Annotated in this window: 11 protein-coding genes; 4 read left to right on the forward strand and 7 right to left on the reverse strand. The window is 65.5% G+C overall.

The genetic code is table 11. The features are described from left to right. Positions 1-45: 45 nt before the first annotated feature. Both B5D62_RS03955 and B5D62_RS03960 read right to left on the reverse strand, forming a co-directional pair. Positions 46-2625: a plasma-membrane proton-efflux P-type ATPase gene (locus B5D62_RS03955; protein WP_085932491.1), complete on the reverse strand. Its 2580-nt coding sequence runs from the start codon at positions 2623-2625 to the stop codon at positions 46-48. Between the two features lie 265 nt (positions 2626-2890). Then, entirely contained in the window at positions 2891-4555 is a 1665-nt protein-coding gene (locus tag B5D62_RS03960) for a thiamine pyrophosphate-binding protein (protein ID WP_419188778.1), read from the reverse strand. Between the two features lie 178 nt (positions 4556-4733). On the opposite strand from B5D62_RS03960, the gene B5D62_RS03965 reads away from it, so the two are divergent. Further along, positions 4734-6335 carry an ABC transporter substrate-binding protein gene (locus B5D62_RS03965; protein ID WP_085932493.1) on the forward strand — a complete coding sequence of 534 codons (1602 nt, stop codon included), beginning with the start codon at positions 4734-4736 and terminating at the stop codon, positions 6333-6335. Positions 6336-6449: 114 nt separating this feature from the next. Next, positions 6450-7592 (forward strand): phytanoyl-CoA dioxygenase family protein, encoded by a 1143-nt coding sequence (locus tag B5D62_RS03970; protein ID WP_085932494.1) that lies wholly within the window; start codon positions 6450-6452, stop codon positions 7590-7592. On the opposite strand, the gene B5D62_RS03975 is transcribed toward B5D62_RS03970, so the two are convergent. From B5D62_RS03975 to B5D62_RS03990, 4 genes are all read right to left on the reverse strand, one after another. After that, on the reverse strand, positions 7565-7975 hold the full coding sequence (locus B5D62_RS03975) for a hypothetical protein (RefSeq protein WP_085932495.1): 411 nt from the start codon (positions 7973-7975) through the stop codon (positions 7565-7567). The two genes, B5D62_RS03970 and B5D62_RS03975, sit on opposite strands and share 28 nt — an antisense overlap. A 242-nt stretch (positions 7976-8217) precedes the next feature. Beyond that, positions 8218-9510 carry an HlyD family type I secretion periplasmic adaptor subunit gene (locus B5D62_RS03980; RefSeq protein ID WP_085932496.1) on the reverse strand — a complete coding sequence of 431 codons (1293 nt, stop codon included), beginning with the start codon at positions 9508-9510 and terminating at the stop codon, positions 8218-8220. Continuing rightward, the gene (locus tag B5D62_RS03985) at positions 9507-11228 is read right to left on the reverse strand and encodes a type I secretion system permease/ATPase (protein WP_218190934.1); all 1722 of its coding nucleotides are present in this window, start codon (positions 11226-11228) and stop codon (positions 9507-9509) included. Before B5D62_RS03985 ends, B5D62_RS03980 begins: the two co-directional genes overlap by 4 nt. 7 nt (positions 11229-11235) lie before the next feature. After that, positions 11236-13197, reverse strand: coding sequence for a carbohydrate-binding protein (locus B5D62_RS03990; protein WP_139373713.1), 1962 nt, complete (start codon positions 13195-13197; stop codon positions 11236-11238). 254 nt (positions 13198-13451) lie between these two features. Between B5D62_RS03990 and B5D62_RS03995 the strand changes: the two genes are divergently transcribed. Both B5D62_RS03995 and B5D62_RS04000 read left to right on the forward strand, forming a co-directional pair. Then, on the forward strand, positions 13452-14567 hold the full coding sequence (locus B5D62_RS03995; RefSeq protein WP_170920774.1) for a sensor histidine kinase: 1116 nt from the start codon (positions 13452-13454) through the stop codon (positions 14565-14567). After that, the gene (locus B5D62_RS04000) at positions 14552-15283 is read left to right on the forward strand and encodes a LytR/AlgR family response regulator transcription factor (RefSeq protein WP_085932499.1); all 732 of its coding nucleotides are present in this window, start codon (positions 14552-14554) and stop codon (positions 15281-15283) included. The genes B5D62_RS03995 and B5D62_RS04000 overlap by 16 nt, the downstream gene beginning before the upstream one ends. Here the strand turns inward: B5D62_RS04000 and B5D62_RS04005 are convergent. Then, positions 15273-16565: an adenylosuccinate synthase gene (locus B5D62_RS04005; RefSeq protein ID WP_085932500.1), complete on the reverse strand. Its 1293-nt coding sequence runs from the start codon at positions 16563-16565 to the stop codon at positions 15273-15275. The genes B5D62_RS04000 and B5D62_RS04005 overlap by 11 nt on opposite strands. Between the last annotated feature and the right edge of the window lie 117 nt (positions 16566-16682).

Here is a 16682-nt window from a genome sequence, read left to right on the forward strand (position 1 = left end):
TCTCCGAATGGCGGCCCCGAAGGGGGCGCCTGTGTCTGGCTGCGGTTACGGGGCGGTGCGCAGGGGCTGATTGACCATCTGCGTACTGGCAAGGTGACGGTCGGTCCGATAGTCCGCGAACCGTTCCGTTGCCAGGCGTGCCGCGCCCATGACGAACAGCCAGGCGATGTTGTAGGCCCAGATGGCGCCAATGAGACGCCACGAAATCGGTTCGACCAGCCATCCGGCAGCGCACATCACGACGGCTACGATCTGGGTCGCAACGATCGCCCAGAACAGGGTGGCCGCGGGGAAGGGCGGCAGGAAGAACCAGCGCTCGGTGCGCGTGACGAACAGCAGCAGATGGCCACCGGCGACCAGTTGCAGGAACATGACCGTCTGAAGCTGATGCGTGGTGCCGAGGCCAAGCGCGGCGCCGTGTGCGGGGTGTCCGATGATTTCCATTCCGATCAGCAGCAATCCGAATGACTGCACGATCGAGAAGAAGCCGAGCGTTGCCGACACGCCCAGCAGCCGGGGCAGCTTCCAGCGGATGGGCTTTTCGCTCACGCGCGTGTTGTCATAGGCGATGGCCATGATCGGCAGATCGTCGAGCAGCGACATGACGACGATCATCACCGCCGTGAGCGGCTGGAAGCCGAGGAAGATCGAGGACAGCACCACCAGGAACATGATGTCCATGGTCAGCGTCACGCGGTAGATCGTGTAGCTGGTGATGCGGGCGAAGATCCGCCGTGCCTCGTCGATGGCGCTGTTGATGACCGACAGGCCCGGTGCCGTCAGGATCAACGCCGCCGCGCCACGCGCAGCATCGGTCGCTCCCGAGACGGCGGTACCGCAATCGGCCTGCTTCAGCGCCGGCGCATCGTTCACGCCGTCGCCCGTCATCGCAACGATGTGGCCGCGCGACTGCAGAGCCTTGACGATGGCGTACTTGTGCTCCGGGAAGACGCGGGCAAATCCATCGGCGCGCTCGATGGCATCGACGATCTGCGGCGGGACGTTGTTCGGATCCATGTCCTTTGGGAAGGCGTCGGCCGCAGGGATGATGTTGGTTCCCATGCCGAGCTGGCGAGCGGTCTCAATGGCGATGGCGGTGTCGTCGCCTGTTACCATCTTGACGCTGACACCCTTGGCATTGGCGCGCTCGATCGTTGCCTTGGAGTCGTCGCGCGGCGGATCGAACATTGGCAGGATGCCGAGCACGGTCCAGCTCTGCCCCTCGTCGGTCGAGCGCGCAACACCCAGCGCCCGCGACCCCTTGGCCGCCAGGGCGGCAACGGTCTGCGTGACCCTGTCGGCAATGTCCTTCGACGGCCTGGCGAGATCGACGATGGCCTGAGGCGCGCCCTTGGCGACGACGATCTTGTGGCCAGACGCGTCGGCAACGGTCGCCTCGGTTCGCTTCGTGACCGGATCGAACGGCACGAACTTGAGCTGTTTCCAGGGCTGCAGCGCGTCTCGGTCGGCGAGGGCGTCGATGACCGCCGTATCGATCGCGTCCCGGTCCTCGGCGCGTGAGGCCAACGCGCCGGCAAGGATACAGTCCTGAGCATCTGCGGCCGCGAGCAGGATCGGCTCACCGAGCTTGAGCTGATTCTTGGTCAGTGTGCCGGTCTTGTCCGAGCAGAGAATGGAGACTCCGGCCATCTCCTCGATCGCCGACAGTTTGGACACGATCGCCTTCTCGCGCGACAGCGCCAACGCCCCCAGCGCCATGGTGATCGAGAACACGGTCGGCATCGCCACCGGGATCGAGGCCACGAGCAGGACGAGCACGAACTGCAGGATGCCCAATGCATCCTTGAGGCCCCACGTGTCGGCGATCACGATGTCATGGTAGACTTTAACAGCCACCATGATGGCCGCCAGGACCACTGCGATGGCGATCAGGAAGTTGCCGATCTGGAACATCGCTTGCTGGGCATGGCTGACCGCGCCAGCCCCGGCGACCAGCTTGGCGGTGCGGCCGAAGAAGGTACTGGAGCCGGTGGCGATGACGACGGCTTCCATCTCGCCTTGCTTGACGACACTGCCAGAGTAGGCGGCATCACCCACCTTCTTGGCCACAGGAAGCGACTCGCCGGTGAGCGCCGCTTGGTCGATCGAGGCGTAGTCGCCACTCACCATGCGCAGATCGGCGGGCACGATGACGCCGAGTCGGATCTTGACGATGTCGCCGGGCACGAGGACCGCCGCATCGATCGTCTGCCATTTGCCGTCTCGCAAGGCCGTGGCCTCGGGCGCCAATCCCTTCTTCAGGGCGGCCAAGGCATTGGAGGCCTTGCGATCCTGCCAAAGCTCCAGCGCGACGTTGAACAGGAGCAGCCCGAGGATGATGGCGAAATCCTCCCAATGGCCGATGACTGCCGAGACCAGCGCCGCCGCCTCGATCATGTAGGCGATCGGTCCCATGAAATGCCGGATGAGCTTGAGCGCGAAGCTCTCAGTTTTCTCGGCCAGCGCATTGGGGCCGTAATGGTCCAGTCGCTTCTGCGCCTCGGCGGCGGTCAAGCCTTGCGTCGGATCGACCGTGAGTTTCGCCAGGACGTCGCGGAGCGGCAGCTTTTCGAGATCGGCATCGGATGTTTTCGTCTTGTCGCCGGCAATGGAGGAGGCAGCCATGGATCAGCTCCTGCCTCTGCCGCAGGACTCAGGGGCCATTATGGCAGTGCCACAATGGCACGAGTGGCAGCCGCGCCCGTTGCCGACGTGGCTGCGGCTGGTTGTTCCGGCGATCCGCATGTTCTCTCCCCCGAGGTCGCACGTGCAACGATACAGCAGAAGCGCTGCACGTAAAGCGAGAGAGATATGGCGCGACTCGCATTCGCAGATGCGGGACGCACGTGGCCGAGAGGGAACGTGACCCCGCGAGCCTATGGATCGGGCCCTAACCCGCCTTTTTCACCATGACTTCGATCAGTGTCGGCCCCGTGCTGGTCGCCAGCGACTTGTGCAACGCAGCGGAGAAGCCTTCCGCTGTATCGACGCGCTCGGCCGCGACGCCGAAGCCCTGTGCGATCTTGGTCGCATCGATCGGTGGATCGACGAAATCCATGCCGATCGGCGTATCGTTACCGTGGAAGAGCTTCAGCCGGTTCTTGAGGATCTGGTAGCCGCCGTTGTTGCAGATGAGGAAGGTCATCGGCAGCTTGAGGTTGGCGGCGCTCCACAGCGCCTGGATGGAATACATGGCGCTGCCGTCGCCGATCACGGCCACCACGCGGCGCTTGGGCTCGGCGATCGCCACGCCGACAGCGGCCGCGATGCCCCAGCCGATGCCGCCACTCACATTGCCGAAGAAGCTGTTGCGGTCGCGGTAGGCAAAGTAGTTCGGAAGCGTTGTGGCGGTCGTCAGTCCTTCCTCGACGATGATGGCGTTCTTCGGCAGCCGCTCGGTAAGCTCGGCCATGACCCATTCGCCCGGCAAGGGCTCGCCCGTAACCGGCTTGGGCAGCGCCTTCAGGCGCTGGGCTCGCTGGGCGCTCCAGTTCCTGGATGCCAACGCCGTGAGATTGGCCTTGGCTTTGGCGGCGAGGGCGTCGCCGCCCAGCTTCTTCAGGAGCGGCACCAATGCCTTCAGCGTCTCCTTCACATCGGCGCGCAGCGCCATCTCGGCCGGGAAATTCTTGCCCATCTCCCAGTCGCGCAGCCCCAACATGGCCACCTTGGTCGTTTCCGGCAGCGGCTCGACCTCGCTCCACACAGACATTTTCAGGACGTCGGAGCCGACGCAGAACATGAGATCGTATTCGGACAGGATCTGACGCACGCGCTTCTGGTCGCGATTGAGCGCGCCGATGTAAGCCGGATGTTCGCTCGGGAAGTGCGCGCCGTAGCCGACCGTCTGATGAAGCACCGGCGCGCCCAGCGTCTCCGCCAGCGCCGCCGCCTCGGCGAAGGCGTCGGCCGAGGCGATCTCGGGGCCGGCGACGATCACGAGGTTCTTCGCGGTCAGCAGGCGCCTGGCCAGATGTTCGAGCGCATCGTCGGAGGGCCGCACCGCCGTATCGACGCGAGTCGCTGCGCCGAGATCGATGGCCGCCTCGTTGTTGAGGATGTCGCCGGGCAGGGAGATGAAGACCGGGCCGGTCGGCGCCGTGGTCGCCACCTTGGCGGCGCGGCGCAGGATGCGCGGCAGGTCCTCGATGCGGTTCACCTCCGTTGCCCATTTCACCACGGGCTGGGCGATCGGAACGAGCGGGGCATAGAGCAGCGGTTCGGTCAGGCCGTGACCCTGCTCCTGCTGGCCCGCGGTGACGATCATCGGCGTGCCCGACATGAAGGACGTGTAGATCGAGCCGATGGCATTGCCGAGGCCCGGCGCGACATGGACATTGCAGGAGACCAGCTTGCCCGAGGCACGGGCATAGCCGTCGGCCATGGCGATGACGATGGCCTCCTGCAGCGCCAGCACGTAGCCCATCTCCGGGGCCGAGGAGAGGGCGTGCATGATCGGCAGCTCGGTGGTGCCGGGATTACCGAACATCTTGACCACGCCTTCGTCGCTCAGGACGCGCAGAAAGGCGTCGCGGCCGGTAATGGTATTGGTCACGCGCGCATCGGGCATTGCTTCCTCCTTGGAGGCGGGAAGGTAGCGCGCGGGGCGACCTGCCGGAATGGGTCCACCACCCCGAATGCGACAGGTTCGCCGCGATGCGAAAACCAGCCGCGCAGAGATCGGCCCGCCTCTTGCATGGAGGCGGTCGTCGAGGCCTTAACAGGAAATCTTCATGCGCCGTTTCCGTCTATCCCTCTTGTCCGTAATGGCGGCGTCGATGCTCGCTGCGCCGGCAGCCTATGCCGACAGCACGCTGCGCATCGCCATGACGGCGTCGGACATTCCGACCACGACAGGCATGCCCAACAACGGCTTCGAGGGCATGCGCTTTCTGGGTTTCCCGATCTTCGAGGGCCTCATTGCCTTCGATCTCACCACGACCGGACCGGTCAAGCTGGTGCCGGGGCTGGCGGAGAGCTGGGAGCAATCGCCGGATGACAAGAAGACCTGGATCTTTCATCTGCGCAAGGGCGTGAAGTTCCATGACGGCGTCGACTTCAATGCCGATGCGGTGATCTGGAATCTCGAGCGCATCTTCAACAAGGACAGCCCGCAGTTCGAGGCCAATGCCTCGGGCATCATGCGGTCGCGTATTCCGATCGTGGCGAGCTACAAGAAGATCGACGACTACACCGTCGCCATCAGCACCACGATCGTGGCCTCATTCTTCCAGTGGATGATGCCCTACATGATCTTCTCCTCGCCGGCGACGTTCGAGAAGAACGGCAAGGACTGGGGCAAGGTCGCGGCCATCGGCGGAGCCGGCACCGGCCCGTTCAAGATCACCAAGGTGGTGCAGCGCCAGTCGGTGACGCTGGCCAAGAACGCCGATTACTGGGACCCCAAGCGCATGGCGAAGGTCGACCAGGTCGTCCTGATGCCGATCCCCGAGGCCAATACCCGATTGGCCGCGCTGCGCTCGGGTCAGGTCGATTGGGTCGAGGTGCCGCCGCCGGACGGCATCCCCTCGCTCAAGCAGGCCGGCTTCGTGATCACCACCGGCTCGTATCCGCACGTCTGGCCGTGGTTCTACAATATCGGTGCCAAGGACAGCCCGCTGAAGGACGTTCGCGTGCGCCAGGGGCTGAACTACTGCGTCGATCGCAACGCCATCGTCGGCCTCCTGAACGGCACGGCAGAGCCCAGCGTCGGCTGGCTGAAGCCGAACGACGTCGCCTTCGGCAAGCCCGAGAACCGCTACAGTTTCGATCCGGCCAAGGGCAAGAAGCTTCTCGCCGAGGCCGGCTTCGACGACAAGCATCCGCTGTCCTTCAAGGTCATGATCTCGACCTCGGGCTCGGGCCAGATGCTGCCGTTGCCGATGAACGAGGCGCTGCAGGAGAATCTCAAGCAGGCCTGCAATGTCGACGTGAAGATCGACGCCGTGGAATGGCAGGTGCTGCTGAATGCCAGCCGCGCCGCGCCGGATGCGCCGATGTTGAACGGCGCGATGGGGCTCAATGTCAGCTCGCCCTCGAGCGATGCGGGCGCCATGTATCGCTACTTCGCGGCCGCCAACTTTTCGCCCAATGGCTCGAACTTCGAGCAGTGGAAGGACGACAAGTTCGAGGACGCCATGGCCAAGCTCTCCGAGGCCACCGACGAGGCGACGTACAACAAGTATTACGCGCTCGCCCATGAGCGGCTGGTCGACAATCCGCCCTGGCTCTACATCGTCCACGACCTCAACCCCCGCGCCATGAGCAAGAAGGTGAAGGGCTTCGTCTCGCCGCAGTCCTGGTTCGTGGACCTCTCGCTGGTGAGCGTGGAGTAGGCTTAGTGCCTTCCCCTTGGCGGAATGCGCCAAGGGGAAGGCCAAGAAGGCTTTGTCAGCCTTCGCTGCCGGGCGTTATCCTTCGGGAAAGAAGAACATCCCGGAGGAAATGCCATGGACGGCATCGGTTACGGATCCGAAGAAGCGGCCATGCAGGCCTATCTGCGGGAGGGCGAGAAGCGCGCTCTTGCGCTGGGCAATCGCGGCCCCATCCGGTTCACAGCCTCGGGCGAACTCCACCCCGACATCGTTGAGGCCTATTGGCGTTGCGGCTTCTATGTCTTCGAGGGCGTGCTGAAGGCAGACGAACTCGCCGACATCGAGCGCGACGTCAAGGATATTCTCGACCGGCTGCCGGTGGAGCGCGGCGCCAAAGTCGATGCCAAGGGGTGGCCGGCGCTGGCAAGCGACTGCGCTGCGCCGACCCTGCTCTGGTCCAAGCCGTTGGGCGATCCCTTCGGCGGTACCGATCTCGCCAACGGCCGGCATCCGGTGAAGATGTTCGAACCGCAGGCGGCGAAGGACGCTCCCAAGGAAGTGGTCTACCTGATCCTGGGTTCGCTGCAGTTCTCGGAAGCGGCGCTGCGCGTCTACGGTCATCCGCAGCTCCTCGCCGTCGCCGCTGCCTTCAACGGGCCGGACTTCGCTCCCTTCAACGAGGCGCTGTTCATCAAGGAGCCTGGGCGAGGGGCGTCGGTCGCGTGGCACCAGGATGGCACCACGCACTGGGACAGTCCGGAGTGGGACGAGGGCACGCACGGCTTCAACTTCATGGCCCAGCTCTATGGCTGCACGGCCGCCAACGGCGTCTGGGTCGTGCCGGGTTCGCACAAGCTCGGCAGGATCGACATCAAGGCCAAGGTCGCCGCGGCGGGCAGCGAGCGTTTGCCTGACGCCGTGCCGATCATCGCCGCGCCCGGCGATGTCGCTATTACCAACCGCCAATCCCTGCACGGCTCCTTTGCCAATACCAGCAAGGACTGGCGCGTGACGGTGAACTTCGGATTCCATCGTCGCGGGTCGGTGTTGGGCGTGAAGGCCGGTGGTGTCCACAACAAGGAAGCCGTGTACGATGCCGATCGCATCCGTGAGCGCGCCCGTCTGATCGGCTATGCCATCGATGCCCGCCGGCAACGTTTTCCCGGCGAGACCCCTTATGTCTACAAGCCGCACCTCGACGAAGGCCTGACCTATCGCTGGGATACGGCTGCCAAAGCCGGCATCAGGGACTATAATCTCCTTGATTTGAGCATCTGAGTTTCATTGTTCCGACGATCAGGCAAAGCCATGTTCCGCTTTCTATCCGCGCTGACAGTCTTGTTGGCTGCGGCTGCCCTGCCAGCCGCGGCGCAGACTGGATCGAACCAGGCCAAGCCGGTCCCCTTGGGCGACTCGAAGCCGGACAGTGCCTTGCCGTCGCTGGCCGGCCCGGGCGGGCCCGAAAAGCCATGGGTGACGACGCCTCCACCCGACCAGTGGAACGCGTTCGCGACGATGGAATCGACTTTGGCCGTGCAGCGGCCTGGCGGCGGAGGTGTGGCGCCGCCGAGGAATACCTTGGCCGAGCGTTGGGCGGAATCGCTTGCCTTCAAGCCGCAGTCGGGCTTGCTGCCGGCGCGCAGCTTCTCGCCCGGCCGCACCTTTGCGTCCTCCCTTGGCACGCAGGCGAGGTCCTTCGCACAGCAGCCAGGATTAGGGTCCAGTACAGGCTTCCGGCCGGCGCGTAGCTTCGGCCCTGTTGGTGTGGAAACAGCGGCGGCGAAGCCCGCCCCGGATCCCGGTAGTGTCAGCAGGCCCGCCGATGACGCGCCTGCCGCTGATTCGTCCGACCAGCCGCCGCCGCGCCGCCGGCGGCCGCCGGTTCAGCAGTGAGGGCGCGCCGCTACCGTTCCTTGAAGGCGCGCGCGATCTGGTCGCGCATCGGCTTCACGAGATAGGAGAGGGCGGTGCGGGAGCCGGTGCCGATGAAGGCTTCCGCCGGCATGCCCGCGATCAGCGCCACGCTGCCCAATCGTCCGACCTCGTCGTCGGACAGGGTGATGCGCACCGAATAGTACGATTCGTTCTTCTTGTCGTCCTGAGTCACGTCGGCCCCGATGCGGACGACTTCGCCCTCGATCTCCGGCGTGGTGCGCTGGTCGAAGGCGGGAAAGCGCAAGGTCGCACGCTGGCCGAGATGGACCTGGTCGATATTGTGCGGCGGCAGCTTGGCGTCGATGACCAGCCTGTCGCTATTGGGCACGATGAGCATGACCGTCTCGCCCGGCTGAATGACACCGCCGACCGTATGCACCGTAGCCTGGAAGACCTTGCCGTCTTGCGGCGCCAGGAGATCGACGCGCTTCAGCTGATCCTCCGCCGCGACGCGCTTCTCGCTCAGTTCCGATTTCTTGGCCCGGATTTCCGACAGATCCTTGCCGACCTCGGTGCGCAGATCGTCGTCGATCTGGAGGATCTTGAGCTGGATCTCGGCGATGCGGCCCTTGGCCTGGGCGACGGTGGCAATCAGTGCGCCGCGCTCGCCCAGCAGCCGCGCCGCATCACGTTGCAGGGTGGTGACCTTGCTGAAGGGGATCAGATTCTTCGTCCACAGTTCGTTGACGCCCTTGAGCTCCTGCTGGACCCAGTCGATCTCCTTGGTCTTGGCGGTGGTCTGTTCGACGTTGCCGGCGATCTGCTGCTCGAGCTGCGCGATTTGCTCGCGCAGCTGGGCCTTTTGTCCTTCGCGCGCGGCATGTCGGATCTCGAACAACCTTTGCTCGCCGGCCATGGTCTTGTCGATCTCGCGATCGCCCTGGCGTGCGACAAGCTCGGCGGGGAATGTCACCTTGTCCGACCCGTCCCGCTCGGCCTCGTCGCGCGCCTGGCGGGCCGCGAGCTCGTCGAGCGCCTTGGTCAGAACCGCGAGATTGGCGCGGGTCTGCGTATCGTCGAGCCGCACCAGGATGTCGCCCGCCTTGACCTGGTCGCCGTCCTTTACCCGCAGGTCGGCCACCACGCCGCCGGTCGGATGCTGGACCTTCTTGGCGCTCGAATCGACGACCAGTTGGCCGGGCGCAATGACCGCCCCGGCCAGTTCGGTGACCGCGGCCCAGCCGCCGATGCCGCCGACGATCAGCAGGACCGTGGCTACGCCGCCGGCCAGATGACGCCGTATCGACTGCCGCGCTGTCATGCGATGGCTCCGCTGGTTCGCAGCGGGGTCGGTGCCGTGGTGTGGCCCTGGGCAACCTCGAGCGGGCCGAACGCCTGCTGGCGGCCGACGCGCATCACCAGCACCGTGTCGACTCCGGCAAGCGCGCTCGGACGATGGGCGATCACGATGACGATGCCGCCACGTTTGCGTACGCCGAGGATTGCCTGCGTCAGGGCCTCGTCGCCTTCCTTGTCGAGGTTGGAGTTGGGCTCGTCGAGCACCACCAGAAACGGATCGCCATAGAGGGCGCGGGCGAGGCCGATCCTCTGGCGCTGCCCGGTCGAGAGATTCGTGCCGCCGTCTCCGATCTGCGTCTCGTATCCGTCGGGCAGGCCGAGGATCAGCTCGTGGACGCCGGCGGCCTTGGCCGCGGCAATGACGGATTCGGCATCGGGCCGTGGGTCGAAGCGGGCGATGTTCTGCGCCACGCTGCCGGCGAACAGCTCCATATCCTGGGGCAGGTAGCCGATATGCTGCCCCAGCGCCTCCGGTGCCCACTGGTCCAGCGCCGCGCCATCGAGCCGGATCTTTCCGGCTGCAGGCACCCACACACCCACGATCGCACGGGCCAGGGACGACTTGCCGGAAGCGCTGGGGCCCACGATGCCGAGCCCATGCCCGGCCGTGAGCTGGAACGTTACCTCGTGGGCGGCGACGCGGCCCGAGCCCGGCGGCACCACCGTCACGGCCTCGAGCACCACGGAGTGCGACGGCTTGGGCAGCGGCAGGGGCTCACGGTCAGCCGGGATCTTGTTCAGGAGATCGGCCAGCCGGTGCCAGCTCTGGCGAGCGGCAACGAAGCCGCGCCACTGCGAGATGGCGAGTTCGACGGGAGCGAGGGCGCGGGCCGTCAGGATCGAGCTGGCGATGATGATGCCCGCTGTCGCCTGTTGATTGATCACGAGATAGGCGCCGATGCCGAGAACGGCCGATTGCAGCACCATGCGCAGCACTTTCGAGATCGAGCCCAGACCGATGGCGATGTCGGCGGCGCGCTGCTGCGTATCGAGATAGCGCTGGTTGATCTCGTTCCAGCGCGTCCCGAGCCGGCCGGCCATGCCCATCGCCTGCACGGCCTCCGCGTTGCGTCGGCTGGAATCCGCGAGGCCGCTCCGGCGGCTTGCCAGGGCGCCTGCCTCGCGCGCCGGCGCCCGTGTCATGAATTCGGTGAGAAGGGTGATGCCGACCAGCAGCAGGCCGCCGACGGTCGCGGCGGCGCCGATCAGCGGATGGAACAGGAAGCAGATTGCCAGATAGAGCGGGATCCATGGCAGGTCGAACAGCGCCGCCGGTCCGACCGTCGCCATGAAGGAGCGGATGTTATCCAGCTCCTGGAGTGGCTGCACGCCACGTGCCGCGGGAGCCAGCAGCGGCAGTCTGACGACGATGCGGTAGATCCTTAGGCTCACGGTGTCGTCGACGAATCGGGCGACACGTTGCAGCGTGCGGCCGCGGATGATGTCGAGCAGGCCCTGGAAGGCGTAGAGGAGCAGGGCGAGGGCGGCGAGGCCGACCAACGTCGGGACGCTGCGGCTGGGCAGCACCCGATCGTAGACCTCGAGCATGAAGAACGACCCTGTGAGATACAGGATGTTCAGGACGCCGCTGAACACGCCGATGCCCACGAAGGCCCCACGGCATGAGGCGAGGGCCTTCGCAAGTTCCGATGATGCGGGACGCAGTGCAGCCTCCGTCACGAGCCGGTCAGCTCGTCACCTCGAACTGGTGCAGGATCGACGAGTACTGGTACTGCGTCTGGGCCACGCCGCTGCTGTCCGGCGAGGCGTAATGGGCGCCGGCCGTGTTGCCGTTGTCGCGCGCCATCGACCACATCGACAGCTCGACCACATGGGAGTCGGTCTTGGCGTAGTTGACCAGGGACTGGGCGTCGGCGAGCGTGAAGGTCTCGCCCGCGACATCATTCACGCCGATCATCACGGTGACGCCGATCTTTGCCGCCAGCCCGATGCTGGCGAGCTGCTTCTCGGTGGCGATCACGGCGTTGATGGCGTCCTGCCCCATCTGGCCGCCATTGTCGACCGCGGGGCCGTAATCCATCGCCATGATGTTCACGACGTTGACCTTGACGCCATCCTTGACCGCATTCTGGAGCACGTTCAGGCCGTTGGCATCGAGGCCGGTCGGCAGGACGGGCAGGGTATAGGTGACCTTGAGATTGGGATTGGCCGCTTCGAGCCCGACCAGCGCGGCGTCACGCAGCGTGATCGAATGTTGATCGGACACTGCTGCTCCCTCGATGTCGAAGTCGATCGAGTTCACGTGGTAGCGATCGATCACCGACTGGTACTCGGCCTGCAGCTGCGAGGCGCTGGTCGCGGTGAGTGCCGGCTCCTGGCCATTGGCGCCGCCGAACGAGATGGTGATGTTGCCGCCTGCCGCCTGGATGGCTTCGACCTGATGCTGGATGGTCGTGCCGTTGGACAGCGTGTCGTTGGTGATCGAGCCGGTTCCGCCCCAGCCAATGCCTTCCGACGAACTGAGCACGAAGGCGAGGGTGAAGTTCTCGACGCCGGAAGCCTTCGAGATCGCGCTCAGGTCGGCATCGACACCCATCGACATGTCGATATAGGGCGAGAACTCATGGGCGATGGTCGTGGTTCCCCCGGTGCTCGTCGCCACCGCGGTGTGAACGGTGATGGCGCTCGACTGGGCGGACGATCCCGCAAGGTCGATCGCCGCCACGCTGAACTGGTAGTCGGTATTGGCGGTCAGGCCGGTGACAGTATAGCTAGTGCCGGTCGTGGTGCCGACCTGATGGCCGTTCTCGTAGACGGCGTAGTTCGTGACGGTTCCCCCACCAGGCACGGTGGATGCATCCCAGCTCAGCACCGCAGCGCTGGCGGTCGTGGCGGTGGAAGCGAGATGCACCGGCACGGTCGGAACGGACTCGCTGCTCGATCCCGTCGCTCCGACCACCGTCCAGGGCTGACCCGACCCGGTGTGGGTCGCGGGATCGGAGCCTTCCGTCCACCAGTTCGCCTTGTAGATCACGCCGTTCTCGACCACTTCCTGGCCGGCCGTGTAGACGCTGGTCGCAGACCACGCCGCCGGCTGGGTGCTGCCGCCGGAGACGATGGTCCAGGGCACGCCGCTCGCACCCGCGATGCCGCTGTTCGCTGCCGGATCGGTGCCCTTGTTCCACCAGTTGGCGACGTAGGTCACGCCGTTCTCGGTGACTTCCATGCCCGCCGTATAGGCGATAGTCGAGGACCAGGCCGGGATTGAACCACCGGTCATCCCACCTGTCGTGGTGCCACCTGTCGTCGTCCCGCCCGTTGTCGTTCCGCCCGTCGTCGTGCCGCCAGTGGTTCCGCCCGTCGTCGTGCCGCCCGTTGTCGTTCCGCCCGTCGTCGTACCACCAGTCGTCGTGCCGCCGCTGCTCGCGCCGTTGAGGACCGTCGTCCACTCGCTGATCGCCGTCGAGTCGTTGGCAACGATATTGGAGAGATGCAGCTGGCTCAGCGTTACATTCTCGAGCGTGTAGGTCTGGTTGTTCGACGGGATCGAGATCACCACCGAGCCGTTGACTTCAGCCACTGTGAATTGGCCGCCCTGGAACCAGCCGAAGTTCAGCGTGTCGGTTGCCGGGTTGAAGTTGAGCTGCGTGTTGGTTCCCCAAGCCCAGGTGATCGCGGTCGTCGTCATCAAGCTCCTCGTCGCGGCGGATGCGCCGACGAACCATATCAACACTGGTTTAGCGAAGATGGGGGTGCCGCCGGCAACTCGGTGAAGCGGGCAAACAACTCGGTGAAGCGACAGTTGCATCCTGCGTCGCAAAGCTATTTGCGAGCGACTCGCGTCGATGAGCGCAGGCATTGCGGTGGGCCGGGGGAAGACGATAGGTATAGGCGCAGGGTCGAAGCCGGAAACCGATGTCTCCGGCTGCGAGGGGCGACAACGTGTTGGATACGGCAATCGAGTCGATCGAAGCCTGGTGGAAGCGCCTGCCGCGCTTCTGGAAGGCGCAGAGTCTGGGATGGGGCGCCTTCGTCCTGATGGATCTGGCCGACCGCCAGCTGATCGACCGGCATTTGACCCACGACACCTTCCTGTTTTCGCTGCTGGCGACGCTGGTGATCGCGCCGGCGCTGGTCGCCTTGTCCATGGGGTTGCGGGCGATCTATGCCGCGCAGGCCCAGAAGCCTGAACTGACGCTTCGCCTCCTGGTCATCGTCGTTCTGTCCTCGGTGGCCGCCTCGGCGGTCATGGTCGTGCTGCTCTTCTTCATCCATGCCGCATCCGGAACCGCGGAGCTGGGAAAGGATCCTCTGGTGATCCCGGCGGTGCGCTATTTCCTCGCCTTCGCCGCGTGGAGCCTTTGCTACTTCTGGGCCCACGCCGAGACGGCCCGGCAGGACGAGCATCGGCGCGCCTTGGCGGCGGAGGCAGTTGCGCTCCGGGCCGAACTCGAGGAGCTGCGGCTGCAGCTCGATCCGCATTTCCTGTTCAATGCCTTGAACGGCGTCGCGGCGGAAATTCCGCGCGAGCCGGTCGCCGCGCTGGCGATGCTGCGCGATCTCACGGCCTATCTGCGCCATTCGCTGGCGGGAATTCACCAGACCGTGGTGACCGTGGCGGCCGAGGTCGAGGGATTGTCGGCCTATCTGCGCGTCCAGCGCGCGCGCTTCGGTCGGCGGCTGCAGGCCGAGGTCGATGTGGATCCGGCCGCGACATCGCATCGGATCGCCAGCTTCCTTCTCCAGCCGCTGGTCGAGAATGCCGTCAAGTACGGCAATCGCGATACGGTGCGGCGGGTCAGGATCGAGATCCGTCTGGCCGGCAATGCCCTGAAGATAGAGATCGAGAACTCGGGCACGCTGGCGCCGAGCGTCGACCGCCTCCGCCACCGGGCACCGCTCGGTCTCGAGAATGTGCGGCGCCGGCTCGCCCTGCATTACCCGGGGCGTCACCAGTTCAGCTTGCGTCAGCTTCACCGTGACGGCGAGGTGAAACCCGAGGACAATAGCGTGATCGCGACGCTGGTTCTGGAAGGCGAGCCGTGCTCCGGACACTGATCGTCGACGACGAGCCGCTCGCCCGGCAGGAGATGCGTCGCCTGCTGTCGGCCCATCCCGACCTCGAGATCGTCGGCGAGGCCGAGACTGCCGCCGAAGCGGTGAGTGCGATCGAGCGGCTGCATCCGCAGCTCGTCTTTCTCGACATCGATCTCGGGTTCGGCAACGGCTTCGATGTCCTCGCCGCCTTGCCGGAGCCGCCGGTCGTCGTGTTCGTGACGGCCTATGCCGAATATGCGGTGGAAGCCTTTGCCGTCGATGCCGTCGACTATCTGCTGAAGCCGGTCGATCCGGCGCGCCTGGCCGAGTCGCTGACCCGGGTGCGGCGCCAGCTCGCTGTGGCCGAATCGGCGCGCAACGGCGCGACAGTCATCGAGCTCAAGACTCCGAAGCGCTCGTTGCTGGTACCGCCGGACGAGATCGTCGCCTTGCGCGCCGAAGACGATTTCACCCGTGTCTTCGTTGCCGATCAGTCATCGGTCCTGATCTGGCGCACGTTAGGGCATTTCGAGAGCCGCCTGCCGTCGCCGCCGTTTCAGCGCCTGAGCCGCTCCCTGATCATCAACCGGGACCGGCTCAAGGATATCGAGTCGGTCTCGCGCTCCGCGACACGCATCAGGCTCGAGGGACTGGTCGAGCCTTTGCTGCTGGGGCGAACGGCGGCAACGCGTCTGCGCGACGTCCTGGCGAACGAGGGACGACCGGTCAGTCCCTGAACGGGTCCGTCACCAGGATCGTGTCCTCGCGCTCGGGCGAGGTGCTCAGCAGCGCGACCGGGCAGCCGACCAGCTCCTCGATGCGGCGCACATACTTGATGCAGGTGGCCGGCAGTTCGGCAAAGGAACGCGCGCCCCTGGTGCTCTCCTCCCAGCCTTCGAACTCCTCCCAGATGGGCTTGATCTTGGCCTGTGCGCCCATGGTGAAGGGAAAACGCTCGATGCGCTTGCCGTCGAGCTCGTAGCCGACGCAGACCTTGATCTCCTTGAGGCCGTCGAGCACGTCCAGCTTGGTCAGCGCGATGCCGTCGATGCCATTGAGCTTCACAGCCTGGCGCACCATCACCGCGTCGAACCAGCCGCAGCGACGGCGGCGGCCGGTGTTGGTGCCGAACTCGTTGCCGCGATCGCCCAGGAGCTGGCCGATCTCGTCCTTGAGCTCGGTCGGGAAGGGGCCGTCGCCGACTCGCGTGGTGTAGGCCTTGGCGATGCCGAGCACGTAGCCGACGGCGCCGTTGCCCATGCCGGAACCGATCATGGCCTGCGCCGCCACCGTGTTGGAGGAGGTGACGAAGGGATAGGTGCCGTGATCGATGTCGAGCATGGTGGCCTGCGCGCCCTCGAACAGGATGCGCTTGCCGGCGGCGCGCAGGGCATCGAGGCGCTCCCACACATCCTCGGCGAAGGGCAGGATCTTCGGAGCAAGCTCCAGCAGCTCGGAAAACAGCGCTTCCGCATCGACGGTTGGTCTGCCGAGGCCCTGGCGCAAGGCATTATGGTGCGCCAGCAGCGTGTCGATCTTCTTGCGCAGCTGTTCGGGTTCGGCGAGATCGCCGACGCGGATGGCGCGCCGGCCCACCTTGTCTTCGTAGGCCGGGCCGATGCCGCGGCGGGTCGTGCCGATCTTGATCGTACCGGGCACGTCCTCGCGCCAGCCGTCGAGATCGCGGTGCAGCGGCAGGATCAGCACGGCGTGATTGGCGATCTTGAGGGTCTCCGGCGTCACCGACACGCCCTGAGCGGAGATCTTCTTCACCTCTTCGAGGAAGTGCCAGGGATCGACGACGACGCCGTTGCCGACGATGGACAGCTTGCCCTTGCGCACCACGCCCGACGGCAGCAGGGCGAGCTTGTAGGTCTGGTTGCCGATGACCAGCGTATGGCCGGCATTGTGGCCGCCCTGGAAACGCACCACGACCTCGGCGCGCTCGCTCAGCCAGTCCACGATCTTGCCCTTGCCTTCGTCGCCCCACTGGGCGCCGATCACTGCCACGTTGGCCATTGTCTTTTCCTTCGGCGGTTCCCATCACACACGAAAACGCCTCCCCGGGCCGGTTCCGGAGAGGCGTGACGCTGGATAGCACTTTGGTCGGGTCGGGGCTAAGGGAAAAGCCCGCAG

It is taken from the genome of Enhydrobacter aerosaccus (assembly GCF_900167455.1).
GTDB classification, from domain to species: Bacteria; Pseudomonadota; Alphaproteobacteria; order Reyranellales; family Reyranellaceae; genus Reyranella; species Reyranella aerosaccus.

Excerpts from the sequence above, each read along its gene's own strand:
- B5D62_RS03955 (WP_085932491.1), bottom strand. The coding sequence starts at position 2,625 with ATGGCTGCCTCCTCCATTGCCGGCGACAAGACGAAAACATCCGATGCC.
- B5D62_RS03965 (WP_085932493.1), top strand. The coding sequence starts at position 4,734 with ATGCGCCGTTTCCGTCTATCCCTCTTGTCCGTAATGGCGGCGTCGATG.
- B5D62_RS03970 (WP_085932494.1), top strand. The coding sequence starts at position 6,450 with ATGGACGGCATCGGTTACGGATCCGAAGAAGCGGCCATGCAGGCCTAT.
- B5D62_RS03980 (WP_085932496.1), bottom strand. The coding sequence starts at position 9,510 with ATGACAGCGCGGCAGTCGATACGGCGTCATCTGGCCGGCGGCGTAGCC.
- B5D62_RS03990 (WP_139373713.1), bottom strand. The coding sequence starts at position 13,197 with ATGACGACGACCGCGATCACCTGGGCTTGGGGAACCAACACGCAGCTC.
- B5D62_RS04005 (WP_085932500.1), bottom strand. The coding sequence starts at position 16,565 with ATGGCCAACGTGGCAGTGATCGGCGCCCAGTGGGGCGACGAAGGCAAG.